We start from the raw sequence: 24,511 nt of genomic DNA, 5'->3' as shown, positions 1-24,511 counted from the left end.
TCGGATTCTGTTTCCGGTGGCCGTTGGAGGGCCTTTGCCTTTCGGCTGTTCCGACTTTATCAGAATCATTTCCGCCGAGCTAATCGGCGTTTGTGATTCGAATGAGAATCGGAGTGGCTCCGCGGAAATCAATTCCGACCGGAGCAAGAGAGACTCTAAACGGTCTCGCCCGAACCTGTCCAGTTCAGGCAACCGTTCAAATCTACCTCCCCACGTCACCCGTGTCAACGGGTTTTGTGGGCGAAGAGGAGACTAGCAGGTCAGCGGTGCCGGACGCACATCAGGCGGCGGTGGGCAGGTCCGCGCTGCGGTCGGGGGACTCGACGTCCCCCGTTTCGCCGGCTCTGGCCGCGCGGCCCCCGAGGACGTACACGTACAGGAGAAACGCCAGCTCAGCCGTGATGCCGATGGCGATGCGGGCCCAGGTGGGGAGGCCCGAGGGGGTGACGAAGCCTTCGATGAGGCCCGAGACGAAGAGGACCAGGGCCAGGCCCAGGGCCATGCCGAGCGCGGCTCGTCCCTGCTGGGCCAGGGCCGTGCGGCGGGGCAGCGGGCCCGGGTCGATGAGGGTCCAGCCCAGGCGGAGTCCGGTGCCGGCGGCGACGAAGACGGCCGTCAGTTCCAGCAGGCCGTGCGGGAGCACGAGGCCGAGGAACGTGTCGAGGCGCCCGGCGGAGGACATCAGGCCGAGTCCGACGCCCAGGTTCAGCATGTTGAGGAAGAGGATCCACAGGACGGGGACGCACAGGAACGCGCCGAGGACCAGGCACATGGCGGCCGCCTGGGCGTTGTTCGTCCAGACCTGGGCGGCGAAGGAGGCGGCCGGGTGGCTGGAGTAGTACGTCTCGTACTCCCCGCCGGGGCGGGTCAGGCGGCGGAGTTCGTCGGGGGCCGCGATGGAGGACTGCACCTCGGGGTGGGTGCCGATCCACCAGCCGATGATCGCGGCCAGCAGCGTGGAGAGGACGGCGGTGGGGATCCACCAGTGGCGTGAGCGGTAGACGGCCGCCGGGAAGCCGGAGGTCAGGAACGCGGCCGCGTCCCGCCACGAGGCGCGGCGGGTGCCGGTGACCGTGGCGCGGGCGCGGGCGACCAGCTGGGTCAGCCGGGCCGTGAGCACGGGATCAGGAGCGCTGGACTGGAGGAGGGAGAGGTGGGTCGCGGTGCGCTGGTAGAGCGCGACCAGCTCGTCCGCCTCGGCCCCGGTCAGACGGCGGCCGCGTCGCAGGAGGTGGTCCAGACGGTCCCACTCGGGGCGGTGGGCGGAGACGTAGACGTCGAGGTCCATGATCGGCTGCTGCTCCAGGCACTGGTGCGTACGGTTCGTACTACTGCGGCGCGCTGACGGCCAGCTTGGCAGACTGGCGTTCGACGGGGTCGGCGGACGGCCGGAGAAGGGTGGGCGCTGTGAGCGGGGTCGTGACGGGCGACGCGGTCGTACTGGGTCTGCGGCCGGCGAAGCTGCCTAGCCGGGCGCTCGCTCTGGCGATCGACCTCGTCGTGGTGTGGACGGTGTATCTGCTGATATCCGTGGCCCTGGCGATGGCCACCGCGTCCCTGGACGAGGCAGCCGTCATGGCGGTGACGATCGCGACCTTCCTGCTGGTGCTCGTGGGAGCCCCCATAGCGGTGGAGACCCTGTCCCACGGTCGGTCGCTGGGGAAGCTGGCGTGCGGGCTGCGGGTCGTGCGGGACGACGGGGGGCCGATCCGGTTCCGGCACGCCCTGGTCCGGGGGGCAGTGGGGGTCGTCGAGATCCTGATGACGTTCGGGGTGGTGGTGTGCATCGCCTCGCTCGTGTCGGAGCGTGGGCGGCGGATCGGTGACGTCTTCGCGGGGACGCTGGTGGTGCGGGAGCGGGTGCCGGCGGCTCGGGGGACGGCTGTTCCGCCTCCGCCGCCCTGGCTGGTCGGGAGGTTCGCGGAACTGGACCTCTCGGCGGTGCCGGACGAGCTGTGGCTGGGCATACGGCAGTACCTGACGCGGATGCGGCAGCTCGACCCCGCGGTGGGGCGGGCGCTGGCGGAGCGGCTGGCCGACGAGCTGGTGGCCAGGACGGGAACGCCTCCGCCGCCCGGGGTGCCCGCGGCCGAGTACCTGGCCGCGGTGGTGAACGAGCGGCGGGCGCGGGACGCCCGCCGGGCGTTCGCCGCGGGCGGGGGCGCGACGGCGGCGGGTGGGCCCACGGGCGCGGGCGGGCCGGTGGCTCCGGGTGGAGCGGGAGGTGTCCCCGCCGGTGCCGGTGGCGCCGCTGGTGTGGGTGGTCCCGGGCCGGCGGGCGCCGGCCGGGTCGACGGTGCCGGTGGCGTCCGTGCCGGTGGGGACTCCGGTGCGGTCGGGGGCGGGCAGCGCGGGGGTACGCCGCCGGCCACCGGGTTCGCGCCGCCCGGGTAGCGGCCGGGGGGCCTCGCCGGTCGCGCCGGGGTGGCCGGGTGTCGGCTCAGGTGAAGACCGAGGGGGGCGTCTCGAGGTCCTCGAGCTCGATGCCGGGGGCTGCGAGGACCACGTCGCCGGTGATGTGGACCGTGTGCCGCTCGCCCGTGTCGAGGGCGCTGACCTGGTATTCGTCCACGGTCAGGGGGCCGTTGTCAGTGGCGTGCGCTTCACTTCTGATCAGGGCCCACGACTGGTCGACCGTGAGGGGGGCGAGGACCGGGTCCGTGAAGGCGACGAGGCGGACCCGGGTGGGGGGAGAAGCGGGGGTGAGGCGCAGCAGGCGGGACGTGGCGACGAGGAACGCCGGGGACGTGCCGGTGAAGGCGTGGGCGCGCACATTGCCTTCCGTGGCGTGCGTTCCGGTGGGGTCGGTGCGGACCCAGGTGACGCCGTCGAGGGCGGCGCCGCGGACCTGCCAGCTCGCGGCGTGGAGTTCGAGCCGGATGGGGCGGCCGAGGTCGTCGAGGGTGAGGTCGACGGAACCGGTGGCCGCGCCTTGTCGGGGGTGGTTTCCGGGGCCCGGGCCGGAGGGGGTGGTGATCTGGGAGACGTAGCGCCAGCCGGAGGGGCCGGGCGCACAGTTGAAGTGCTCTTCACCGAGGGGGGTGTGATCGTGCGGGTCATGGAGCGAATATCGGCCGCGGGGCATGGTTCTTCAGGTCCTCGGTGTCGGCGGTGTCAGCGGTAGGGGCGCGCCGGGTACGGGGCAGGCCCCCGGCACGGGGGTGCGGGGGCCTGCCTGGGTACCTGCTGCCGGTCACCGGCCGCTGCGGACGTGCGTCAGTGCACGGGCGCCGTCAGTAGCGGTAGTGGTCCGGCTTGAAGGGGCCGTCGACCTGGACGCCGATGTAGGCGGCCTGCTCGGGGCGGAGCTTCGTGAGCTTCACGCCGAGCGCGTCGAGGTGCAGGCGGGCGACCTTCTCGTCGAGGTGCTTGGGGAGCACGTAGACGTCGGTCGGGTACTCCTCGGGCTTGGTGAACAGCTCGATCTGGGCCAGCGTCTGGTCCGCGAAGCTGTTGGACATCACGAACGAGGGGTGGCCGGTCGCGTTGCCCAGGTTGAGCAGGCGGCCCTCCGACAGCACGATGATCTTCTTGCCGTCGGGGAACGTCCAGGTGTGGACCTGCGGCTTGACCTCGTCCTTGACGATGCCGGGGATCTTGGCCAGGCCGGCCATGTCGATCTCGTTGTCGAAGTGACCGATGTTGCCGACGATCGCCTGGTGCTTCATCTTGGCCATGTCCGAGGCCATGATGATGTCCTTGTTGCCCGTGGTGGTGATGAAGATGTCGGCCAGGCCGACGACCTCGTCCAGGGTCGTGACCTGGTAGCCGTCCATCGCCGCCTGGAGCGCGCAGATCGGGTCGATCTCGGTGACGATCACACGGGCGCCCTGGCCGCGGAGGGACTCGGCGCAGCCCTTGCCGACGTCGCCGTAGCCGCAGACGACCGCGACCTTGCCGCCGATGAGGACGTCGGTGGCGCGGTTGATGCCGTCGACGAGGGAGTGGCGGCAGCCGTACTTGTTGTCGAACTTCGACTTGGTGACGGCGTCGTTCACATTGATCGCCGGGAACAGCAGCGTGCCGTCGCGGTGCATCTCGTAGAGACGGTGGACGCCCGTCGTGGTCTCCTCCGTGACACCACGGATCTCCGAGGAGAGGAGGGTCCACTTCTGCGGGTTCTCGGTCAGCGTGCGGTTGAGGAGGCGGAGGATGTGGCCGTACTCCTCGCTGTCCGCGGTGGAGGGGTCCGGGGCCTCGCCGGCCTTCTCGAACTCGACGCCCTTGTGGACCAGGAGGGTGGCGTCACCACCGTCGTCCAGGATCATGTTCGGGCCGCCGGTGGCGGTGTCCGGCCAGGTCAGCGCCTGCTCGGTGCACCACCAGTACTCCTCCAGGGTCTCGCCCTTCCAGGCGAAGACGGGGACGCCGCGGGGGTTGTCCGGGGTGCCCTCGGGGCCGACCGCGATGGCCGCGGCGGCGTGGTCCTGGGTGGAGAAGATGTTGCAGGACGCCCAGCGGACCTGCGCGCCGAGGGCGACCAGCGTCTCGATCAGGACGGCGGTCTGCACGGTCATGTGCAGGGAGCCGGTGATGCGGGCGCCGGCGAGGGGCTGGGCCTCGGCGTACTCCTTGCGGATCGCCATCAGGCCGGGCATCTCGTGCTCGGCGAGGGTGATCTCCTTGCGGCCGAACTCGGCCAGGGAGAGATCGGCGACCTTGAAGTCCTGTCGGTTGGCGACAGTCGTCATTTCGAGCTGCTCCTCGTTGTTGGGTCGAGGGTGGGTACGGCTGGCTCTGCGAGGTAGCTGGACACCACAAGGATGCCTGCTACCCGCAGTGCAGTCGTCGGAGGCCCTCTCTCCCTCGGCCGGTCCGTCGCGGACCGCCCGACCGCCATCAGCAGCGACGTCTGGCTCTGTCACGAATCTACACCGATCGGTCCGGCGGACCACAGCCCGTGCGGAATCCGGTGGGGGCGCGGGGCAGCCGGGCCGCGGGCCGGGCGGCCGGGGCGGGTGGGCCCGGTGGGGCGGCGGGGGCAGCGGAGAGGCCCCCGTCCCTTGCGGGGAGCGGGGGCCTCGTCGGGTCCGGCCGGGGCCGTCAGGTGGCGGGGGTGGTGCGCCCGCTCTCCCGGTAGATGTCCGGCTCCAGGTAGATCACCCGGGCGATCGGCACGGCGGCGCGGATCCGCTCCTCGGCGGCGTCGATCGCCGCGGCGACCTCACCGGCCGTGTCGTCGTGCTGGACGGAGATCTTGGCGGCGACCAGCAGTTCCTCGGGGCCGAGGTGCAGGGTGCGCATGTGGATGATGCCGGTCACGGTGTCGTTGTCGACGAGCGCCGCCTCGATCTTCTTGACCTCGTCGACGCCGGCGGACTCGCCGAGGAGCAGCGACTTGGTCTCGGCGGCGAGGACGATCGCGATCACGATGAGCAGGACACCGATGCAGAGGGTGCCGATGCCGTCCCAGACGCCGTTGCCGGTGGCCAGGGCCAGGCTGACGCCGACGAGGGCGAGGACCAGGCCGACGAGCGCGCCGAGGTCCTCCAGCAGGACGACCGGGAGCTCGGGCGCCTTGGCGCGGCGGACGAACTCCTTCCAGGAGAGCGTGCCGCGGACCTGGTTGGACTCCTTGATGGCGGTCCGGAAGGAGAAGGTCTCGGCGATGATCGCGAAGACGAGGACGCCGACCGGCCAGTACCAGGCCTCGATCTCGTGCGGGTGCTTGATCTTCTCGTAGCCCTCGTAGATGGCGAACATGCCGCCGACGGAGAAGAGGACGATCGAGACGAGGAAGGCGTAGATGTAACGCTCACGGCCGTAGCCGAAGGGGTGCTGGGGCGTTGCCTCGCGCTGGGCCTTCTTGCCGCCGACGAGCAGCAGGCCCTGGTTCCCGGAGTCGGCCAGCGAGTGCACGCTCTCGGCGAGCATCGAGGACGAGCCACTGAAGAGGAACGCCACGAATTTGGCCACAGCGATCGCTAGGTTCGCGGCAAGTGCCGCCACGATCGCCTTGGTTCCGCCTGACGCGCTCATGCGTGCGGGTGTCCCTTCCTGAATGCTGCCGGCTGCTTCGGGGGGTGGTTCGTACGGCGGCACATTGTTGCAGCAGTGCCGACGGGCGATGATTCAGGCCACCACTGTGGCGCGGAAGAGGGTGCCCGTACCGGACAGTTCGGCTTTTTCGCCTGCGGGGACGAAGACGGAACGTCCCGGGGTGAGGGTGATGTCGTTCGTCCGCGGGGTGCCGGCGGTGGCGAGGAGGATCTGCGGCGTGGGGGCGGTGAGGTCGACGGGGGCGGCGCCCTCGGACCGTACGTAACGGGAGAGGCGGAACTCGTCGATCGGCGTCTCGTAGACCTCTTCGCCGGAGGGCGAGGCTTCGGGGCGCAGGACGGCGGCGTCGAGGGGTTCGAAGCGGACGACGCGGAGCAGTTCCGGGACGTCGACGTGCTTGGGCGTCAGTCCGCAGCGCAGGACGTTGTCGGAGTTCGCCATGAGCTCGATGCCGAGGCCGCCGAGGTAGGCGTGCGGGACACCGGCGCCCAGGTAGAGCGCCTCGCCGGGCTGGAGCCGGACGTGGTTGAGCAGCATGGCGGCCAGGACGCCCGGGTCGCCGGGGAAGTGGTGGGCGAGGACGGCGTACGGGGCGTGGGCGCCGCCGAGGCGGTCGCAGGCGGCGGCGGTCTCGGTGACGGTGGCCGCCATCTCGGTGGGGTCGGCGGAGAGCACGGCCGTCAGGACCTCGCGGAGGGCGGCGTCCTCGGGGTGGGCGTGGAGGAGGTCGACGTACGGCTTGAGGGAGTCGACCTCGAGCGCGTCGAGGAGGTCGGCGGTCCGGTCGGGGGCGCGGAAGCCGCAGAAGCCCTCGAAGGCGGTGAGGGCGCAGATGAGTTCGGGCTTGTGGTTGGCGTCCTTGTAGTTGCGGTGGGGTGCGTCGAGGGGGATGCCGGCGCGTTCCTCGGCGGCGTACCCCTCCCGCGCCTGCGCGAGGTCGGGGTGGACCTGGAGGGAGAGCGGGGCGCCGGCCGCGAGGACCTTGAGGAGGAACGGGAGGCGCGGGCCGAACCTGGCGACGACGGCGGGGCCGAGTTCGCGTTCCGGATCGGCCTCGATGAGGGCCGACAGCGGTTGCTCCGGGTGCCCGGGGCGGGTGACGCGGGAGGGGGCGCCGGGGTGGGCGCCCATCCACATCTCGGCCTGCGGTTCGCCGGTGGGGGCGACGCCGAGCAGGTCCGGGATGGCCGTCGTGGAACCCCAGGCGTACGGGCGGACGGTGTTGGAGAGGCGGTCCATGCGTCGTCGTTCCTTGCGTCTTTGCGTGCCGTGCGGCCGGGAGGCGGGGGCGTCAGGTGGTGTGGAGGCGGGACGTCAGCGCCAGGTAGACGGCCGCGAAGTCGGTGATGGCGAGGAGCTCCGCCAGCCCTTCGAGGTCGGTGGCTCCGTCCCGGACCGTGCCGGGACCGGGGCCGGGCGCCGCCGGGCTCTCGCCGGCGGGACCGTTGCCGGGGGCGGCCGGGCCGGTTCCGGGTGCGGTCGGGTCGTCGCCGGTGGAGGTGCCGTTGCCGTTGCCGACGGTGGTGTCCTCGGGTTCGAGTTCGCTGATGGTGGTGTCGTGGCTGAGCGCGAGCTCGCGGGCGGCCGGCGCGGCGGTGAGGCCGCCGGCCGGGCGGTCGCGGAGCAGGACGACACGGGCGTGCAGGGCCTGGGCCTCGTCCACGCGGTCGCGGAAGAAGTCGTCGGGGTCCGCGCCGCCCGCGAAGTCGCCCGAGAGGAGGACGCGGTGGGCGGCGAGGGCCTCGGGCAGTTCGGCGGCGAAGGCGGGGCGGCCGGCGAGTTCCGCCAGCACGGTGGCGAACCGGCGGCCGACGGGGGCGGCCAGGGCGCCCTCGGTCCAGACGAGCGGAAGGGTGTCGGCCAGCTCGGCGGCGAGGGTCTTGGCCGGGTTGCCGTACGTGGCGACGGCGGGGCCGCAGCGCTCGGCGGTCCGGTCGAGGCGGTCGGCGATCCGCTGGAGCGCGTCGGCGGGGGCGGTGACGAGGCCCACCCGGTCGAGCAGCGCGAGGAGCGGGGTGAGCAGCGCCCACAGGGCGGCGGGGCTCGCCTCCTGCGCCTCCTCATCGGTCAGCTCGTGCGGGGCGACCGCCATCGGGACGACGAGTCCGTGCGTACTGGTGACGGCCTCGGCGAGCGGGGAGCGCTCGGGGGCGACGGCGGCGACGGTGACGCCGCGGCGGTACGCCTGCTCGGCGAGGAGGGCGAGGCCGGGTTCGCTGCCGTCGGTGGTGGTGATCAGGAGGAGGTCGACGGAGCCGGCCCAGCCGGGGAGCGTCCAGCGGTAGGCGCCCGCGGCCGCGGCCACGCCGGTGGAGTGCAGGCGGGCCACGGGAGCCGAGGCGCCGGCCAGGGCGGCCACCAGATCGGCGACGCCCGCGGACGCGGTGCCCGGACCGGCGACCATGATCGAGCGTGGACGGCCCTCCGGGTTCAGCTCGGTGACGCCCGCTTCGGCGGCGTGGCGGGCTGCGGTGCGGACCCGCGCCCCGGCTTCGGCGGCCCCGCGGAGCAGGCCGCGGCGGTCCACTCGGGCCAGGGCGTCCGGGTCGTCGAGCAGCGTCTCGTCGAGCATGAGGTGGGGCCTCCGATCGCCGTGCGGTTTGGGGTGCGGTGCGGCGCGGCGCCGGGACGGACGGGTGCTCCCGGCGGGTGGGCGGGTGGCGGGACGCGGACGGGGTGTCCGTGGGTCGCCGTCGCCCCCGCGCGCTGCGGGTGCTCCGTCAGGCGGGGCGGCGGGCCTCGTCCACGAGGAGGACGGGGATCTCGTCCCGTACGGGGTAGGCCAGGCCGCAGTCCTCACCGGTGCAGATCAGCTCGGGGGTCTCGGCTGCCGTGCGGTCGCTGAGCGGGGCGTGGCAGGCGGGGCAGGCGAGGATCTCCAGGAGGCCGGCTTCGAGCGGCATGGGGCGGGTCCCTTCGGGCGGATGGTGTCGGTACGTGGTGGGTGGCTGGGTGCCGGGCGCCGGGCGCCGGGGTGTGGGCCGGGTCGGCGGGTGGTGCGGTGGTGCGGGGTGTTCGGGTGCTGCTGTGCGTGGTGCTCGGAGTTGTGCTGTGGTGCGTGGTGCTCGGTGTGTCGTGCTGTGGTGCGGGGTGCTGTCGCGGGTGGTCCGGTCGGTGCGGGTGGTGCTCGGTGGGCCCGTTCGGCGGTGTGCGCCGGGCCACGTCAGCCTACCGCCGGGGGCCCGGCGACGCGGTGCGGCGGGGACGGGCTCGTGCCTCGCGGGGACCGGGTGGTCCGCCACGGGGACGGGTTCGTTCCCCACCCCGCCCCTTCCCGGAACCGGGAGGTTCACCCCCGGTTCCGGCGGCCGCCCGTGCGCGTGGTGCTCAGGGCGTACGGACGAGCGCGAGGACCTCGTCGCGGAGCCGGGCCATCGTCGGCTCGTCGCGGGCCTCGACGTTCAGGCGCAGCAGCGGTTCCGTGTTGGAGGGGCGGAGGTTGAACCACCAGTCGGCACCCGTCACCGTCAGGCCGTCCAGGTCGTCGGTCGTGACGCCCTCGCGGGAGGCGAACGCCTCGCGGACCGCCGCGGTGCGGCCGGGCTGGTCGGCGACCGTGGAGTTGATTTCGCCGGAGCCGGCGTAGCGGTCGTACGACGAGACCAGCTGGGACAGCGGGCCGGTCTGGCCGCCGAGCGCCGCCAGCACGTGGAGGGCGGCCAGCATGCCGGTGTCCGCGTTCCAGAAGTCGCGGAAGTAGTAGTGCGCGGAGTGCTCACCGCCGAAGATGGCGCCGGTCCGGGCCATCTCCTCCTTGATGAAGGAGTGGCCGACCCGCGTCCGCACCGGCGTGCCGCCGTTCTCGCGGACGACCTCGGGCACGGACCACGACGTGATCAGGTTGTGGATGACGGTCCCCGTGCCGCCGTTCCTGGCCAGCTCGCGCGCCGCGACCAGCGCCGTGACGGCGGACGGCGACACCGGGTCGCCCTTCTCGTCGACCACGAAGCACCGGTCGGCGTCGCCGTCGAAGGCGAGGCCCAGGTCCGCGCCCTCCTCGCGCACCCGCTGCTGCAGGTCCACGAGGTTGGCCGGGTCGAGCGGGTTGGCCTCGTGGTTGGGGAAGGTCCCGTCCAGCTCGAAGTACATCGGGACCAGGTCCAGCGGCAGGCCCGCGAAGACGGAGGGGACCGTGTGGCCGCCCATGCCGTTGCCCGCGTCGACCACGACCTTCAGCGGCCGGATGGACCCGAGGTCCACGAGGGTCTTGAGGTGGGCGGCGTAGTCGGCGAGGGTGTCGCGCTCGGTGAGCGTGCCGGGGGTGGCCGCCGCTCGGGGGGCGCCCGTCTCCAGCCACTTCTCCGCGAGCGCGCGGATCTCCGCCAGGCCGGTGTCCTGGCCGACGGGGGCCGCGCCGGCCCGGCACATCTTGATGCCGTTGTACTGGGCCGGGTTGTGCGAGGCGGTGAACATCGCGCCCGGCAGTCCGAAGGTCCCGGACGCGAAGTACAGCTGGTCCGTGGAGCACAGGCCGATCAGCGTGACGTCCGCGCCGCGCCGCGCGGCGCCGCGCGCGAACGCGCCGGACAGACCGGGGGACGAGGGGCGCATGTCGTGTCCCACGACGATGGCGTCGGCGCCCGTGACGTCGACGAACGCCGCGCCGAACAGCTCAGCCAGCGGCTCGTCCCACTGGTCCGGGACCACTCCGCGGACGTCGTACGCCTTCACGATCCCCGACAGATCACGAGACAGACCACCAGACAGATCAGCTGTCACTTCCCCGCACCCTCCTGCAAGCCCTGTGTGTCCACCCGCGGTGGAGCACACAAACTACCCGTACGGGGCGGGGCGTCAGGAGTCGGGAGAGCGCAGCACCCGCAGGTGGCCCCGGCGGCCGACCTCCACGGGGTCTCCGGCGCGGCCTCCGGGCTTGCCGCCGGCCTGCGCGGCGCGCTCCTGGGGGCGGGCCGCTTCCCGGACGGCGTTGGCGAGCGCTTCGAGATCGTCGCCGCTGGGGCGGGCGGGGGCGGAACCGTCCGAGAGCCGGACGACCTCCCAGCCGCGCGGCGCGGTCAGGCGCTCGCTGTGCTCGGCGCACAGGTCGTAGCAGTGGGGCTCGGCGTAGGTGGCGAGCGGGCCGAGAACCGCTGTCGAGTCGGCATAGACGTACGTCAGTGTCGCGACGGCAGGGCGGCCGCACGCGGTGCGCGAACAGCGACGTACAGGGCTCACGACGTTGGACGGTACCGCACTCTTGAGCGGGCCGCGACGACTCTCCACCAGGTCACTCGCCCGTGTCGCGGTGTGACGTCGCGCACAGGGGCCTCCGGAAACGCTCGGCTGACCTGCGCGGAAGGCGTCGGGCCGGGGTTCCGGCGGTCGGCGGGCCGAACATGACCCCGAACGAATCCGGTCATTCCTGACGGACCAACCGATCGGGCAGCCACGCCGAAGCGCGCCCAAGTGGGGCCGGATCGCGCAATCGGCGACATGGCGCGGGCCCGGCGCGCGGCACGATCGCCGTCCGCCGGGGAGAGCTACCCTGCCTCAGTGATGGACAGTCCCGTACCGCCCCGCCCGGCCGAGCCCCGGCCGCGCCGCCGAGACCGCCACGGCCGCGGCATGCGCGGACCCGTCGCCCCGCCGCAGGTACCGCTCTCCGCCAGCCGTGCCGACACCTTCCGCGATCTGGTCCAGGACTCGGTGGAGCGGCTGGAGCGCCGCTGGCCCCAGCTGGCCGACGTCGACTTCCTGGTCCTGGAGGTGCCGGTGGCCCCCGAGGAAACCGTGCCGCTCGGCGTCTCGGTGCCGGCCGGGCGGGACCGGCCCGCGCGGATCGTCGTCTACCGGCGGCCGGTGGAGCTGCGCGCCAAGAGCCGGGACGAGCGGGCCCTGCTCGTCCACGAGGTGGTGGTCGAGCAGGTCGCCGAGCTGCTCGGGCAGTCGCCGGAATCGGTCGACCCCCGGTACGGCCAGGACTAGCGCGCAGAGCGGACCAGCGACCGGGGCAGGGTCCAGCCGGTAGGGCCGGGACCAGGCGCCGCCGGGCCGGGGACCGAGGCAGGGACCAGCCGGTACGGCCGGGTCCCGGGCCCGCGGTGCCGGGGTGGCTAGTCGTCCAGGACGGACAGGTCCTGTCCCGCCACCGGGACCTCCACCGTGCCCCGGTCGTCGGCCAGCGTCTGCACGGTGAACATCGGCAGGCCGTCGTCCGGCTCGGCCAGCGTGCGCGCCGCGTGCACCGGACCGCCCGAGACCGTCTCCACGGTCAGGGCGTACGAGCCCTTCAACCCGGCCGGCACCGGCGGGGTGACCGCCAGGGTCGTACCGCTCTTGATCTTGTACGTCGTGGTCGCCGGCGTCCCGCCCTCCGTGCCGGCCGACGCCGTGACCTTCACCTCCGCGCCCTCGGCGGGTGCCGTCAGCGACAGGGTGGTGCCCTTGGCCCGGTTGTCCGCCACGGTCGCCCGCTCCCCCACCGGCCCGGTCGCCGGGATGAACGCCACCTCCTGGTCGTCGCCCTTGCCGCGCACCACCCGCAGCGCGGCGACCACCGGGGTCGCACGCCCCTTCCGCAGCGGCGTGAGCAGCAGCGACCCGGCCTCGCCGCGCGTGACGTCCTGGAGGTCGACGGCCGCGGTCATCCCGGACTTGACGTGCAGGCTCTCGGCCGCGGCCGGGGTGATCGTGCCCGTCGGGCCGGCCAGCCGGATGCTCAGCTCGGCGTCGTCCTCGCCCGGCGCGTACGCCACCAGCCGTACGGACGTGGCGTCCGCCGGGATGCCGGGCAGCACCAGCGACCCGGCCGGGTCGGCGGACGCGGCCAGCCAGTCGCTGCCGAGCTTCTCGTCGGCGGAGCGCACCACCGCCCCGACCCGCCCGCTGCGGGTGGTGACGTGGACGGTGACGTCCTCGGCGGCCGGGTCGGCCGTCAGCGTGGACAGCAGGACCGGCACGTCGGACCGGGCGGGGACCGTGACACCGTCGGTGACCTGCGACTTCAGGGCGCCGCCCGGCCCGAACAGCTCGATGTCGACGACCGTGGCGGTGTCGTCGGGGTTGGTCAGGTGGACGTAGTCGGCGCGCTGGGCGACCGTCGAGGCGCCGGGGAACCAGAAGTCCGTGTCCGGTGCGGTGCAGCTGACACCGAGCATCCCGCGCCCGCCGCCCGCCGGGACCTTGGTGGTCTGCTGGGTGGTCCAGCCGGGCGCGAGCCGGCCGGAGGCGGCTCCGACCAGGGCGGGGGCGTCGCCGCCGTCGGCCTCGGCGGAGACCGGCCTGCCGGGCTGGGTGAGCGTGAGCACGGGCTTGTCGGCGGCCGGGGCCTTCTTCGGCGTGTTCGCCTTCCCGGGGTCGGCCGTCGTCGCGTCGGAGGTCGCGGCGGACGGCTTGAGCTCCGCCCGGCCGGCCTCACCCGTGCCCGTGCCGGCGCCCCGTGCGCCGCCCGCCGGGGTGAAGGAGGTGTACACGGTCTCGGCGACCTCGGAGTTGCTCGGTGCCGGGCAGAGCAGGCTGGAGCGTTCGACCGGGAGCCGCGTGGGGGCCTTCGCGGCCGCCGCCGTCCCGGAGTCGGCCCCGGGCGTGGTCAGGGCGGCGAAGCCGGTGACCGCGGCGAGCGCGGTGACGGCCGCGGCGAGGGAGAGGGTGGCGCGGTTCACTGGTTGCTGCTCCCGTCGGGACGCTGCTCGTTGTCGTACTCGTAGCCGTAGGCCTGCTGCTGCTCGTACGGGCCGGGCGGGTACTGCCCGTCGTACGGGCCCTGCGCGTACTGGTCGTACTGCTCGTACCGGCCCTGCTCGTACTGGCCCTGCTCGTACTGGCCCTGCTCATAGGGCTGCTGTTCGTAGGTCTGCTGCGGGTACTGGCCGTAGGGCGCGTACTGCTGCTGCTCCTCGGGGTACTGCTGGTAGCCGTCCGCCGGGTACTGCTGCCCGTCGGCCGGGTGGGCCGCGTACGAACCGCCGCCGTCCCAGTCGCCGTAGGACGGCTGCTGCGGCACGCCCTGCGCCGCGTACGGATCGGCGTCCGGTACGGGCGCGGGGGCGGGCTCCGGTTCCGGGGCACCGTCCGTCCCCGCGGCCTCGGCCTCGGCGGCGGCCGCCCGCAGCCTGCGGGCCCGCCGGCCGTCGCCGGCCAGGTCCTCGGCGGTCACGGCGGGCTGCTCCTCGTCCGGGAGGTCGTCGTCCACGTCCCTGCGCCGCCCCGGCAGGGCGAGCACCAGGAGGACCAGGGCCAGGAAGCACTGGGTCCAGACCCAGGCGGTGTGGCCGAAGGTGTCCTCGTGGGTCAGGTCCAGGCGTCCGCCCCCGGCGGGCAGCTCGAAGCCCTGCGCCCAGCCGTCGACGACCGTCTTCTTCAGGGGCTTGCCGTCGATCGTGGCCTGCCAGCCCTCGTCCGCGCGGTCCGCGATGCGCAGGACGCGGCCGGGGCCGCCGGACGGGATGTCGGTGTGCGCCTCGACCGGGCCGGCGGCGACCGGCAGCCGCTCGCCCTTGCCGTCGCCGCCCGGGACGATGGTGGCGCGCGCGACCTGGCGGTCGACCCGCCACAGGGCGCTGCCGTCCAGCCGGCTGAGCCGGGTGAGCCCCGGCGTGGCGTCCAGGACGCGGCTCATCTGGCGCGGTGACCCGTCCCTCACCAGGACGTACCGGATCGCGAAGCCGCTCAGCTCGGCGGTCTGGTCCGCGCCGGAGCCGGCGACCAGGTGGGCGACGACCTCGTCGAGGCGGGGGTCGCCGCCGCCGGCCGCGGTCAGTTCGGCGTCGCCGAGACGGGCCCCGGAACCGCGGACCAGCGTGTACGGGACCTCGGCCGTCGAGGTGCCGCCCAGGACCAGGGTGCGCGGCTGGTCGCGGGTGTCGCTCTCCGCCGCCACGAAGGCGGGCACCTGCACCGGGTCGCGCCGCTCCAGCGGCCCGCCGGCGCCGCCGATCATCCAGCTCGCCGCGGAGACCAGCGGGCCGGCGGCGGCGGCCAGCGCGATCAGCACGGCGACGGGCTGGCGCCAGCCGAAGCTCTGCGAGGCGACGCGGGTCCGGCCGCCCTCCGCGCCGAGCATGCCGGCGGCCAGCAGCGCGGCGCCGTACACGAGCGTGGCCGGCCCGGCCCAGCCGGACCCGCCCCCGGAACCGTTCACGAGCACCGCGAGGACGAGCGCGGCCACCGCCGTGACCCAGGCCGTCCGGATCGCGAACTGCCGCTCGGCGCGCAGCAGGGCGGCGAGCGCCGCCAGGACCAGGCCGATCAGGACCAGGCCGCCGACGGTCCTCGGCCCGCCCGGCGAGGCGCCGAGCAGGTCGAGCGGGGACGCCGCCCCCGTACGGAACTCCATCCCGGCCTCCCTCAGGAGGGCGGACGGGTCGCTCAGCAGGGACAGCGACCAGGGCGCGAGCAGCAGCAGCGGTGTGCCGACGGCCGCCAGGAACCGCAGCCCGTACGCGACGAGGTCGTCGCGCCGCAGGGCAAGCACGGCCAGCCCGAGGACGACCGCGAGCGGCCAGACGACGGGCGTGAACGCCATGGTGAAGGTGAGCAGGAAGGCGTACGCCCAGGTGGCGCGCCAGCTCCCGCGGTCCTGGCCGCGCAGTCCGTGCGCCGCGACGGCGGCACGGGCGATCAGCGGCAGCAGGACCGCGAGGACGGCGGTGCCGATCCGTCCGGTCGCGAGGGCGCCGGTCGCGGCGGGCAGGAAGGCGTAGGCGACGGCTCCCCAGGCGCGCAGCAGGCGGGACTGGACGAGGGAGCGGGAGGCGAAGTACGCGGTGACGCCGGCCAGCGGCACCGAGCAGACCAGCAGCACGGTGAGCGCCAGCCCGGTGGAGCCGAGGAACACGCCGGACAGGGCGGCGAGGAGCGCGAGGTAGGGCGGGGCGGTCTGCGTGCCGCCGGTGCCGAGCGGGTGCCAGGCGTCGGCGTACCGGCTCCACAGGTCGCCGACCGCGTCGGGAACGGGCAGCAGCGCGCCGCCCGCGAGGGACCCGCCGCCGAACAGACCGCGGCACGCGACCAGCGACGCGACCAGCAGCAGCGCGAAGAGGACGGGGCCGGGCCTGCGGGCGATCTTCTTCAGGCGGGCGAACTGCTCGATCTCCAGGTAGTCGGCGTCGTCGCCACCGGGGCCCGACTCGACGGCGCCGTGCCGGGAGCCGCCCGAATCGGCGTCCGAGCCGCCGAAGTCGGACATCACCTGTTCGACGGTGACGCGCACGGTGGCGCCGGGCGGCGGGAACAGCGGGCGCAGCTCGGACGCGTCGACCTCCCTGCGGCTCCTGCGGCGGCGGGCCGCGACGATCCGCTCGGGCCGCAGCAACGTGCCGAACAGGCCCATCACTTCGTCGACGGCCTGGCCGGGCGCCTTGCCCACCAGGTAGGCGAGCGTCCGCAGGAGGGTGCCGACGACGAGGCGGAGCAGGACCCAGGGGAAGGCGATGCCGCGGGCGTTGGCGAGGAGCGTGTAGACGGCTCCCGCCTTGTCGACGCGGTGGGGGCTGGCGACGGAGCGGCCCGCGCAGTCGACGGTGCGCCGCTCGCGCGCGGAGGCCTCGGCGTGGCGCAGGACGGCGTCGGGGGCGACGAGGACGCGGTGGCCGGCCGAGTGGGCGCGCCAGCACAGGTCGACATCGTCACGCATCAGGGGCAGGCGGCGGTCGAACCCGCCGAGCTGCTCGAAGACGTCGCGGCGGACGAGCATCCCGGCGCTGGAGACGGACAGCACGGAGCGGACCTGGTCGTGCTGGCCCTGGTCCTGCTCGCGCCGGTCGAGGCCGGTCCAGCGGCGGCCGCTGTTGGCGATGGAGACGCCCACTTCGAGGAGCTGCTTGCGGTCGTACCAGCCGCGCAGCTTGGGCCCGATGATCGCCGCGTGCTCGTCGCCGTCCGCGACGCGGAGCAGTTCGGCGAGGGCGCCGGGCTCGGGTGCGGCGTCGTCGTGGAGCAGCCAGAGCCACTGGACGAGCTCGCCGTGCGGCAGGTCCGGCATGTCGTACGCGTCGTCGTTCCACGTCCGGCTGACCGGGTCCCAGCCGCTGGGCCGCTTCAGGTAGGGCAGCTCCTCGGGGCCGAGGCGGGGCGCGGTGCGGGCGGCCTCCTCGACGGCGGCGCCGAAGCCCGTACGCCGCGCGAGGTGCAGCACCCGGTCGTCGCCGATCGCCTCGGTGACCAGCCGCGCGGAGTCGTCGGCGCTGCCGGTGTCGGCGGCGACGACGTTCTGCACGGGGCGCTCCTGGTTGAGCAGCCCGGCGAGGACGTCCGGCAGCCACCGGGCGCCGTCGTGGGACACGAGCACGGCGGTGACGACGTGCCGCGGGAACTCGGGCTGCTGCGTGGGGGAAGCGGGGGTGAACGCGGCTGTGGCGGACATCGGGTTACGGGCCCTCCGGCCGGGGGGTCGCCCGCGGGGGGCGTCGGAGCTCTCGGACGGAGGCCCACACTAATGGCTGGCACGACGCCGCTCCGCCGCCTGTGGACAGAGCGCGGACGGTGGCCCGTTCTTTACGTACGCGTGTGCACGGTTTGGCCGGTCGGCCCCGGCGGGCCCGCCACGCCCGCGCGGTCGGGCGGCACCGGCGGGGGCCGCCACCCGGCGCCGCGGTTCGACAGGAGCCCCGACCGGTCAGGGCGACCCCGCGGGAACCGAGGATCACCGCCCGACCGGGCGGAAGCCGCCGCTCAGCCGGGCCGCAGGACGCGGGCCCACGCCGTGGGCGGGCCCCTCACGAGGATTGCCACCCGGTCGGGCGACTCGGCCGAAACCCGTGCCCGGCCGGGGACTCGACGAGGCGCACCCGCGCCCGGTCGGGGGCAGGGCAGAAACTCGCGCCAGTACGGGCGGCACGGGGGAAGCCCCGCGGCCCGTGCGGCGGCACGGCGGAAGCCGACGCCCCCAGCGGGACGGTACGGGAGATGCCCCCGCCCGGTCAGGCCGGGCAGGAACTCGCGCCCGGTCCCGGGCAGGCCAGAAGCTCGGTACCGGTCGGGCGGCACGGCGGCACCTGGCGGCCCGTGGGGCGGCACCGGGGAAGCCCAGCGGGCCGGCACCAGAGAAACCCCGCACCCGGTCCGGGGCAGGCCGGAAACTCGCTACCGGTCGGGCGGCACGGCGGAAGCCGACGCCCGGCGGGGCGGTACGAGAGAAGCCCCGCGCCCGGCGGGGGCGGCGCCCCGTGGCCCGTCGGGCGGCACGGCGGAAGCGCGCCCGGGCCGGGCGCGCGAGGGGAGCCCCGCGGCGTGGGGGGGAGCCGGTGCCGGGTGGGTTGGGGCGGGGCGGCGGGGCCGGCGCCCGGTCCGGGCCGCACGGCAGGGGCTCGCGCCCGGGTCGGGCGGGCCGGTACACGCCGGTGCCGGGCCGGATCGTGCGGCGCGGCACGGGAAGGGCGCGCGGGGGAGCCGGGGCGGTGGCCTCGGCAGCGTCAGACCGCGGCCTTTTTCAGACGGCGGCGTTCGCGTTCCGACAGCCCGCCCCAGATTCCGAATCTTTCGTCGTTGGCGAGCGCGTATTCGAGGCATTCCGAACGGACTTCGCACGCGAGGCAGACCTTCTTTGCCTCGCGAGTGGATCCGCCCTTCTCGGGGAAGAAGGACTCAGGATCGGTCTGGGCGCACAACGCGCGCTCCTGCCAGCCAAGTTCCTCGTCCGCGTCCTCGACCAGCAGTTCCTGGAACAACTCGGTCATGTGCGCCCCTCGTCGGTCTTTGCGTCCCCGTGCCGTCGCCGTTTGTCGAATTTTTCGGCCGAACGACACGAGTGAAATTACAAGTGCGGTGCTCCGGGCCAGTCAAGCCGGGATCTGCTATTGGGCCCGGTATTCACTCTGCGGAACCAAGGCTATGCGGAAAGTGTTCAAATCAGCAAAAATGAGACACATGCCGCCGCCCCGCCCTCACCCTCCCTTTCACCGCCGTCCTCAAGGGAGGACGCCCGCCGCTTCGATCTTGTTGCGGCCGGGCCGGTGAAGCGATCCGGATCACAGTCGGGTCACGGGACTGCGACGACGTTTGCGCCGGTGGTTGCTGCGGCATGTGTCCTGGCCTCCCACAGCACAAACCTTTCTCCGGACGGAGTAACCGGATGAGGTGAAACATTGCCGCCAAATCGGGCATTGGGTTGACATACGGAATCCGGCCGGTCACCTTTGTTTGCATGCCAGCGACCACAGCGCTCCTCGCGACCCACGCCCGTGGGTCCCTCCGCGCTGCCCGGGCTTCCCAGCCCCTCCGTCGCTGTTGCTGTCGCTGTTCCAGCTGTTGATGCCACCGCGCTCCAGCCTCTTCCCCCAGCGTCTGTCTCCCGCCCTTCCCGCGTGTACCGCTTCCGGTTTCCGGACCCGTTTCTCTCGAGGAACCCCCGCAGCCCATGAACAGCGACAGCGACCTCCAGATCGCCGGCGACATCCTCGCCGTACAGCACCTTCTCCAGCCCGCCAAGGAGCACCCCTCCACCGTGGCCGAGTTCGTCGGCCTGGCCCGCGCCATCGCGGCCGACCGGTCCCAGTGGGCCCACCTCGTCGAGTACGACGCCACCACCCGCTGGTACCACCGGCTGCGCACCGGACCCGGATATGAGGTCTGGCTGCTGTCCTGGGTGCCCGGTCAGGGCACAGGTATGCATGATCACGGCGAGTCCTCCGGCGTACTGACCGTCCTCGGGGGCGAACTGACGGAACGTACGGAAAAGGGCGCGCGTCTGCTCACCGCCGGCGCGCAGCGCGTCTTCGCACCGGGATACGCGCACGACGTGGTCAACGACTCACTCGAACCGGCCGTCAGCCTGCACGTCTACTTCCCGGGCCTCACCGACATGCCGATGCACCCCAGCGGTTGCTACGCCGCCGGGGAGCCGCGGGAGTCGGTCGTCGTCTGACCGGCGGCCGGGCGGGCGGCCCGCGGCTGACAGACTGTGCCCATGCGCATTGTGGTTCTGGCCGGCGGCATCGGCGGTGCCCGTTTTCTGCGCGGCCTCAAGCAGGCCGCGCCCGACGCGGACATCACGGTCATCGGCAACACCGGTGATGACATCCATCTGTTCGGGCTGAAGGTCTGCCCCGACCTCGACACGGTGATGTACACCCTGGGCGGGGGGATCGACGAGGAGCAGGGCTGGGGACGCAGCGACGAGACGTTCCACGTCAAGAGCGAACTCGCCGCGTACGGGGTGGGACCCGAGTGGTTCGGGCTCGGCGACCGCGACTTCGCCACCCACATCGTCCGTACGCAGATGCTGGGCGCGGGCTACCCGCTGAGCGCCGTCACCGAGGCGCTGTGCGCCCGGTGGAAGCCGGGCGTGCGGCTCCTCCCCATGTCCGACGACCGGGTCGAGACCCACGTCGCCGTCGAGCTCGACGGCGAGCGCAGGGCGATCCACTTCCAGGAGTACTGGGTACGGCTGCGCGCCTCCGTGGACGCGCAGGCGGTGGTGCCGGTCGGCGCCGAGCAGGCCTCCCCCGCGCCCGGGGTCCTGGAGGCCATCGGCGAGGCGGACGTGGTGCTCTTCCCGCCGTCCAACCCGGTGGTGTCCATCGGGACGATCCTCGCCGTGCCCGGCATCCGGGAGGCGATCGCCGACGCGGGCGTCCCGGTCGTGGGCCTGTCGCCCATCGTCGGCGACGCACCGGTGCGCGGCATGGCGGACAAGGTGCTCGCCGCGGTGGGCGTCGAGTCCACGGCCGCGGCCGTCGCCCGCCACTACGGCTCCGGGCTCCTCGACGGCTGGCTCGTCGACACGACCGACGCGGACCGGGTCGGCGACGTGGAGGCGGCCGGCATCCGCTGCCGGGCGGTGCCGCTGATGATGACCGACGTGGACGCCGCGGCGGCGATGGCGCGCGAGGCGCTGGCCCTCGCCGAGGAGGTACGCGCGTGACGGCCCCGTCCTACCGGGTGTGGGCGCTGCCGGGGCTGCCGGAGGTACGGCCCGGCGACGACCTCGCCAAGCTGATCGCCGCCGCCGTCGCCGACGGGGCCACCACCGGCGGGCCGGGGCTGGCCGACGGTGACGTGCTCCTCGTCACCTCCAAGATCGTCAGCAAGGCGGAGGGGCGGATCGTCGCGGCGGACGACCGCGAGGCGGCGATCGACGCCGAGACGGTACGGGTGGTGGCGCGGCGCGGCACCCTCCGCATCGTCGAGAACCGGCAGGGCCTGGTCATGGCCGCCGCCGGGGTCGACGCGTCCAACACCCCGGCGGGGACCGTGCTGCTGCTGCCCCGGGACCCCGACGCGTCCGCGCGGGCGATCCGGGACGGGCTGCGGGACGCGCTCGGCGTGGACGTGGGCGTCGTCGTCACGGACACCGCCGGGCGGCCGTGGCGCGCCGGGGTCACCGACATGGCGATCGGCGCTGCCGGGGTGCGCGTCCTGGACGACCTGCGGGGCGGCACGGACGCGTACGGCAACCCGCTGGTGGCCACCGTGGTGGCCGGTGCGGACGAGCTGGCCGCGGCCGGGGACCTGGTGAAGGGCAAGGCGGCCGGGCTGCCGGTCGCGGTGGTGCGGGGCCTCGCCCACCTCGTCGAGGGCGGGGCGGGGGGCGCCCGGGCGCTGGTGCGGGACGCGGCGGACGACATGTTCCGGCTCGGTACGTCCGAGGCGGTGCGGGCGGCGGTGACGCTGCGGCGCACGGTGCGGGAGTTCACCGACGAGCCCGTGGACCCGGGCGCGGTGCGGCGGGCCGTGGCGGCCGCCCTGACGGCGCCCGCGCCGCACCACACGACGCCGTGGCGGTTCGTGCTGCTGGAGTCGGAGGAGTCGCGGGTGCGGCTGCTGGACGCGATGCGGGACGCGTGGATCGCGGACCTTCGGGCCGACGGCCTCGGCGAGGACGCCGTCGCCCGGCGGGTGCGCCGCGGCGACGTGCTGCGGCGCGCGCCCTACCTGGTCGTGCCGTGCCTGGTGACGGACGGCTCGCACCGGTACGGGGACGCCCGGCGGGACGGGGCGGAGCGGGAGATGTTCGTGGTCGCCGCCGGGGCGGGCGTACAGAACTTCCTGGTCGCGCTGGCCGGTGAGCGGCTGGGGTCGGCGTGGGTGTCGTCGACGATGTTCTGCCGGGACGTCGTCCGGGACGTGCTGGACCTGCCCGCCCACTGGGACCCGATGGGCGCGGTGGCGGTGGGCCGGCCGGCCGGGGTACCGGGGCCGCGGCCGGCACGTGAGGTGGACGGCTTCGTCGAGGTGCGCTGACGCCTTCCGGGCGGCTGTCCCGTGCGGCCGGTACGGATGGCCGGTCGGGGTGGCCGGTACGGGCCGCCCGTACGGACCGTGCCCCGCCTGCGCCAGGGGTGCGCACGGGGTGCCGCGTGCCGGGCGGTCAGAGCGCCGCGATGTTGCCCGGTGTGAAGCGGGGGCCGTGGCGGGGCGGGATGCGGCCGCTGAGCAGGATGAGACGGGCGGCGCGGTGGCGCTGCCCCGCGTACGGGGCGAGCAGCTCCAGCATCTCCGCGTCGTCGGCCTCCCGGCGGCCGGCCAGCGCGTGGCCGACGATGCTCGGCAGGTGGTAGTCGCCGGTGGTGACCGCGTCGGGGGCGCCGTTGCTGCGCTGGACCGTCTCGGCGGACGTCCACGGGCCGATGCCGGGGATCAGCTCCAGCCGGCGGCGGGCCGCCTCCGGCTCCATCGCGGCGGCCTCCTCCAGGCGGCGGGCCACCCGGACGGCGCGCATGACCGTGTCGGAGCGCTTGGCGTCGACGCCCGCGCGGTGCCACTCCCACGACGGGACCATCGCCCACGCGCGCGGCTCGGGCATGACGTACAGGCGGTCGTCCGGGCCCGGCGCGGGCTCGCCGAACTTCCGTACGAGCAGACGCCACGCCCGGTACGCCTCGGTGGTCGTGACCTTCTGCTCCAGGATCGAGGGGATCAGCGACTCCATCACCAGCCCGGTGCGGGTCAGCCGCAGTCCCGGGCGGCGCCGCTCCGTGACGGCCAGCAGCCGGTGGCGCGGGGTGAACGCCGACGGGTCGTCCTCCGCGCCGAGGAGCGCCGGGAGGCGGTCCAGGAGCCATTCCGCGCCCGCTCCCCACGCCTCCGCCCCGACGGTCCCGCCGCGGGCGGCGACCCGGAGCGTCCCCGGGCCCTCAGGGGTCCGGGTGGCGCGCCACACGGAGCCGTCGGGCGCCGTACGGAACGTGGGGTCGGCCGGGCCGCGCCGCAGCGGGCCGAGGACGAGCCCCAGGTCCAGCGGCCACGGGGGCGTCCAGGTCCGGGTGCGGGGGGCGACCGGGGCGGCCGGGGCGGTGGTGGCCGGGGCGACCGGGGCCGTGACCGCCGGGGCGGTGGTGGCCGGACGGGCGGCGGGTACGGCGACGTGCCCGCCGCGCACGGTGGCGCGGGTCGGGCGCGGGGCGTATCGGCCTGCCACGGATGCACGGTCCTCGGTGTCGGGTCCCCCGGCTCGGGGTCCCTATGAGGGTAGCCCCCGCGCGGCCCGGCCCACCGGCCCGGCGGCGACCGGTGCCTACTGGTCCGACGAGAAGCGGACCGCGCCGTCCGGCAGCCGTGCCCCGCACCACACCCGGACGCCGTCCCGCAGCTCGTTGTCGGCGCCCACGTGCGCGCCGTCCCCGACGACCGCGCCGTGCAGGACCGACCGGGCGCCCACCCGCGCGCCCTCGCCGATCAGCGAGTCGGTGACCACCGCGCCGGCCTCGACGACCGCGCCGGCCAGGACGGTGCTGCCGTCCACGCGGGCGCCCTCGCCGACCGTGGCGCCGGCGCCGATGACCGTGCCGCCCGTCAGCTTGGCGTCCGGGGCCACGGTGGCGCCGTCCAGGACGAGCCGGTCGCCCCGGCGGCCCGGTACGGCGGGCGACGGGGCGCGGCCCATCACGAGGTCGGCGGAGCCGCGCACGAACGCCTGGGGGGTGCCGAGGTCCAGCCAGTACGTGGAGTCGACCATGCCCTGGAGGTGGGCGCCGGTGGCGAGCAGGTCGGGGAACGTCTCGCGTTCGACCGACACGGGGCGGCCGGTCGGGATGGTGTCGATGACCGAGCGGCGGAAGACGTACGCGCCCGCGTTGATCTGGTCGGTGACGATCTCCTCGGGCGTCTGCGGCTTCTCCAGGAACGCCGTGACGCGGCCGGTGGCGTCCGTCGGGACCAGCCCGAACGCCCGCGGGTCCTCGACCCGGGTGAGGTGGAGCGAGACGTCGGCGCCCGACGTCTCGTGGGTGTCCACCAGGGCCCGGATGTCCAGTCCGGTGAGGATGTCGCCGTTGAAGATCAGCACCGGCTCGTCCGGGCCCGAGCGCAGGCGGGAGGCGACGTTGCGGATCGCCCCGCCCGTGCCGAGCGGCTCCCGTTCGGTGACGTACTCGATGTGCAGGCCCAGCGACGAGCCGTCGCCGAAGTAGGGCTCGAACACCTCGGCCAGGTACGAGGTCGCCAGCACGATGTGCTCGACGCCCGCCGCCCGCGCGCGGGCGAGCTGGTGCGTCAGGAACGGGACACCCGCCGCCGGAACCATCGGCTTCGGTGTGTTGACCGTCATCGGACGCAGCCGGGTGCCCTTGCCACCGACCAGGAGGATCGCTTCTGTCACCTGTCGTCTCTGCTTCCTGCTGGGTCCGGTCGATGG

The 24,511-nt window shown here is 74.2% G+C and carries 19 protein-coding genes; 5 read left to right on the top strand and 14 right to left on the bottom strand.

What is annotated here, in order from left to right:
• Positions 1-280: 280 nt before the first annotated feature.
• Positions 281-1,288, bottom strand: coding sequence for a stage II sporulation protein M (locus tag A4V12_RS34000; protein WP_064073352.1), 1,008 nt, complete (start codon positions 1,286-1,288; stop codon positions 281-283).
• Between the two features lie 119 nt (positions 1,289-1,407).
• On the opposite strand from A4V12_RS34000, the gene A4V12_RS33995 reads away from it, so the two are divergent.
• Positions 1,408-2,394 (top strand): RDD family protein, encoded by a 987-nt coding sequence (locus A4V12_RS33995; protein ID WP_064073351.1) that lies wholly within the window; start codon positions 1,408-1,410, stop codon positions 2,392-2,394.
• A 46-nt stretch (positions 2,395-2,440) separates the two neighbouring features.
• Here the strand turns inward: A4V12_RS33995 and A4V12_RS33990 are convergent, their stop codons facing one another.
• The 8 genes from A4V12_RS33990 to A4V12_RS33955 form a co-directional block, all read right to left on the bottom strand.
• Positions 2,441-3,085, bottom strand: coding sequence for a hypothetical protein (locus A4V12_RS33990; RefSeq protein ID WP_064073350.1), 645 nt, complete (start codon positions 3,083-3,085; stop codon positions 2,441-2,443).
• Positions 3,086-3,233: 148 nt separating this feature from the next.
• Positions 3,234-4,691, bottom strand: a complete 1,458-nt coding sequence (ahcY, locus tag A4V12_RS33985) for an adenosylhomocysteinase (protein ID WP_064073349.1) — start codon at positions 4,689-4,691, stop codon at positions 3,234-3,236.
• Between the two features lie 352 nt (positions 4,692-5,043).
• Positions 5,044-5,979 carry a cation diffusion facilitator family transporter gene (locus tag A4V12_RS33980; RefSeq protein ID WP_064073348.1) on the bottom strand — a complete coding sequence of 312 codons (936 nt, stop codon included), beginning with the start codon at positions 5,977-5,979 and terminating at the stop codon, positions 5,044-5,046.
• 93 nt (positions 5,980-6,072) lie between these two features.
• Positions 6,073-7,239 carry a mannose-6-phosphate isomerase, class I gene (gene manA, locus A4V12_RS33975; protein ID WP_064073347.1) on the bottom strand — a complete coding sequence of 389 codons (1,167 nt, stop codon included), beginning with the start codon at positions 7,237-7,239 and terminating at the stop codon, positions 6,073-6,075.
• 52 nt (positions 7,240-7,291) lie between these two features.
• Entirely contained in the window at positions 7,292-8,572 is a 1,281-nt protein-coding gene (locus A4V12_RS33970; protein ID WP_079137573.1) for an SIS domain-containing protein, read from the bottom strand.
• Between the two features lie 148 nt (positions 8,573-8,720).
• A complete protein-coding gene (locus tag A4V12_RS33965; protein ID WP_064073346.1) occupies positions 8,721-8,903 on the bottom strand; it encodes a Trm112 family protein in 183 nt (60 codons plus the stop codon).
• A 424-nt stretch (positions 8,904-9,327) separates the two neighbouring features.
• Positions 9,328-10,695 (bottom strand): phosphomannomutase/phosphoglucomutase, encoded by a 1,368-nt coding sequence (locus A4V12_RS33960; RefSeq protein ID WP_064073374.1) that lies wholly within the window; start codon positions 10,693-10,695, stop codon positions 9,328-9,330.
• A 99-nt stretch (positions 10,696-10,794) separates the two neighbouring features.
• Positions 10,795-11,223: a DUF3499 domain-containing protein gene (locus tag A4V12_RS33955; protein WP_073757778.1), complete on the bottom strand. Its 429-nt coding sequence runs from the start codon at positions 11,221-11,223 to the stop codon at positions 10,795-10,797.
• A 273-nt stretch (positions 11,224-11,496) separates the two neighbouring features.
• Here A4V12_RS33955 and A4V12_RS33950 point away from each other — a divergent pair, with 273 nt between their 5' ends.
• Complete coding sequence (locus A4V12_RS33950) at positions 11,497-11,925, top strand: metallopeptidase family protein (protein ID WP_079137572.1); 429 nt, start codon at positions 11,497-11,499, stop codon at positions 11,923-11,925.
• A 128-nt stretch (positions 11,926-12,053) separates the two neighbouring features.
• Here A4V12_RS33950 and A4V12_RS33945 read toward each other — a convergent pair whose 3' ends face one another.
• From A4V12_RS33945 to A4V12_RS33935, 3 genes are all read right to left on the bottom strand, one after another.
• Complete coding sequence (locus A4V12_RS33945) at positions 12,054-13,601, bottom strand: DUF5719 family protein (protein WP_064073343.1); 1,548 nt, start codon at positions 13,599-13,601, stop codon at positions 12,054-12,056.
• The gene (locus tag A4V12_RS33940; RefSeq protein WP_064073342.1) at positions 13,598-17,302 is read right to left on the bottom strand and encodes a glycosyltransferase family 2 protein; all 3,705 of its coding nucleotides are present in this window, start codon (positions 17,300-17,302) and stop codon (positions 13,598-13,600) included. The genes A4V12_RS33945 and A4V12_RS33940 overlap by 4 nt, the downstream gene beginning before the upstream one ends.
• 1,048 nt (positions 17,303-18,350) lie before the next feature.
• Positions 18,351-18,614, bottom strand: a complete 264-nt coding sequence (locus A4V12_RS33935; RefSeq protein WP_023588371.1) for a WhiB family transcriptional regulator — start codon at positions 18,612-18,614, stop codon at positions 18,351-18,353.
• Positions 18,615-19,294: 680 nt separating this feature from the next.
• Between A4V12_RS33935 and A4V12_RS33930 the strand changes: the two genes are divergently transcribed.
• Genes A4V12_RS33930 through A4V12_RS33920 form a run of 3 tightly spaced genes read left to right on the top strand, consistent with a single transcriptional unit; the run spans position 19,295 to position 22,119 of the window.
• A complete protein-coding gene (locus A4V12_RS33930; RefSeq protein ID WP_064073341.1) occupies positions 19,295-19,801 on the top strand; it encodes a cysteine dioxygenase in 507 nt (168 codons plus the stop codon).
• Positions 19,802-19,843: 42 nt separating this feature from the next.
• Entirely contained in the window at positions 19,844-20,800 is a 957-nt protein-coding gene (gene cofD / locus A4V12_RS33925) for a 2-phospho-L-lactate transferase (RefSeq protein WP_064073340.1), read from the top strand.
• Positions 20,797-22,119, top strand: coding sequence for a coenzyme F420-0:L-glutamate ligase (locus A4V12_RS33920; RefSeq protein WP_064073339.1), 1,323 nt, complete (start codon positions 20,797-20,799; stop codon positions 22,117-22,119). The genes cofD and A4V12_RS33920 overlap by 4 nt, the downstream gene beginning before the upstream one ends.
• Positions 22,120-22,246: 127 nt before the next feature.
• Here the strand turns inward: A4V12_RS33920 and A4V12_RS33915 are convergent, their stop codons facing one another.
• Positions 22,247-23,296 (bottom strand): DNA-3-methyladenine glycosylase family protein, encoded by a 1,050-nt coding sequence (locus tag A4V12_RS33915; protein ID WP_064073338.1) that lies wholly within the window; start codon positions 23,294-23,296, stop codon positions 22,247-22,249.
• 96 nt (positions 23,297-23,392) lie between these two features.
• On the bottom strand, positions 23,393-24,475 hold the full coding sequence (locus A4V12_RS33910; protein WP_079137571.1) for a sugar phosphate nucleotidyltransferase: 1,083 nt from the start codon (positions 24,473-24,475) through the stop codon (positions 23,393-23,395).
• Positions 24,476-24,511: the final 36 nt, after the last annotated feature.

It is taken from the genome of Streptomyces noursei (genome assembly GCF_001646665.1).
In the GTDB taxonomy this organism is placed as follows: domain Bacteria; phylum Actinomycetota; class Actinomycetes; order Streptomycetales; family Streptomycetaceae; genus Streptomyces; species Streptomyces lavendulocolor.
Note: the sequence above shows the minus strand (reverse complement) of the source record. Positions and strands in the feature narration are given on the sequence as shown.

What these genes read in the sequence shown, in the direction of transcription:
- A4V12_RS33970 (WP_079137573.1), bottom strand. Translation starts at nt 8,572, where the DNA reads ATGCTCGACGAGACGCTGCTCGACGACCCGGACGCCCTGGCCCGAGTG.
- A4V12_RS33980 (WP_064073348.1), bottom strand. Translation starts at nt 5,979, where the DNA reads ATGAGCGCGTCAGGCGGAACCAAGGCGATCGTGGCGGCACTTGCCGCG.
- A4V12_RS33950 (WP_079137572.1), top strand. Translation starts at nt 11,497, where the DNA reads ATGGACAGTCCCGTACCGCCCCGCCCGGCCGAGCCCCGGCCGCGCCGC.
- manA (WP_064073347.1), bottom strand. Translation starts at nt 7,239, where the DNA reads ATGGACCGCCTCTCCAACACCGTCCGCCCGTACGCCTGGGGTTCCACG.
- A4V12_RS33935 (WP_023588371.1), bottom strand. Translation starts at nt 18,614, where the DNA reads ATGACCGAGTTGTTCCAGGAACTGCTGGTCGAGGACGCGGACGAGGAA.
- A4V12_RS33930 (WP_064073341.1), top strand. Translation starts at nt 19,295, where the DNA reads ATGAACAGCGACAGCGACCTCCAGATCGCCGGCGACATCCTCGCCGTA.
- ahcY (WP_064073349.1), bottom strand. Translation starts at nt 4,691, where the DNA reads ATGACGACTGTCGCCAACCGACAGGACTTCAAGGTCGCCGATCTCTCC.
- A4V12_RS33940 (WP_064073342.1), bottom strand. Translation starts at nt 17,302, where the DNA reads ATGTCCGCCACAGCCGCGTTCACCCCCGCTTCCCCCACGCAGCAGCCC.
- A4V12_RS33990 (WP_064073350.1), bottom strand. Translation starts at nt 3,085, where the DNA reads ATGCCCCGCGGCCGATATTCGCTCCATGACCCGCACGATCACACCCCC.
- A4V12_RS33965 (WP_064073346.1), bottom strand. Translation starts at nt 8,903, where the DNA reads ATGCCGCTCGAAGCCGGCCTCCTGGAGATCCTCGCCTGCCCCGCCTGC.
- A4V12_RS34000 (WP_064073352.1), bottom strand. Translation starts at nt 1,288, where the DNA reads ATGGACCTCGACGTCTACGTCTCCGCCCACCGCCCCGAGTGGGACCGT.
- cofD (WP_064073340.1), top strand. Translation starts at nt 19,844, where the DNA reads ATGCGCATTGTGGTTCTGGCCGGCGGCATCGGCGGTGCCCGTTTTCTG.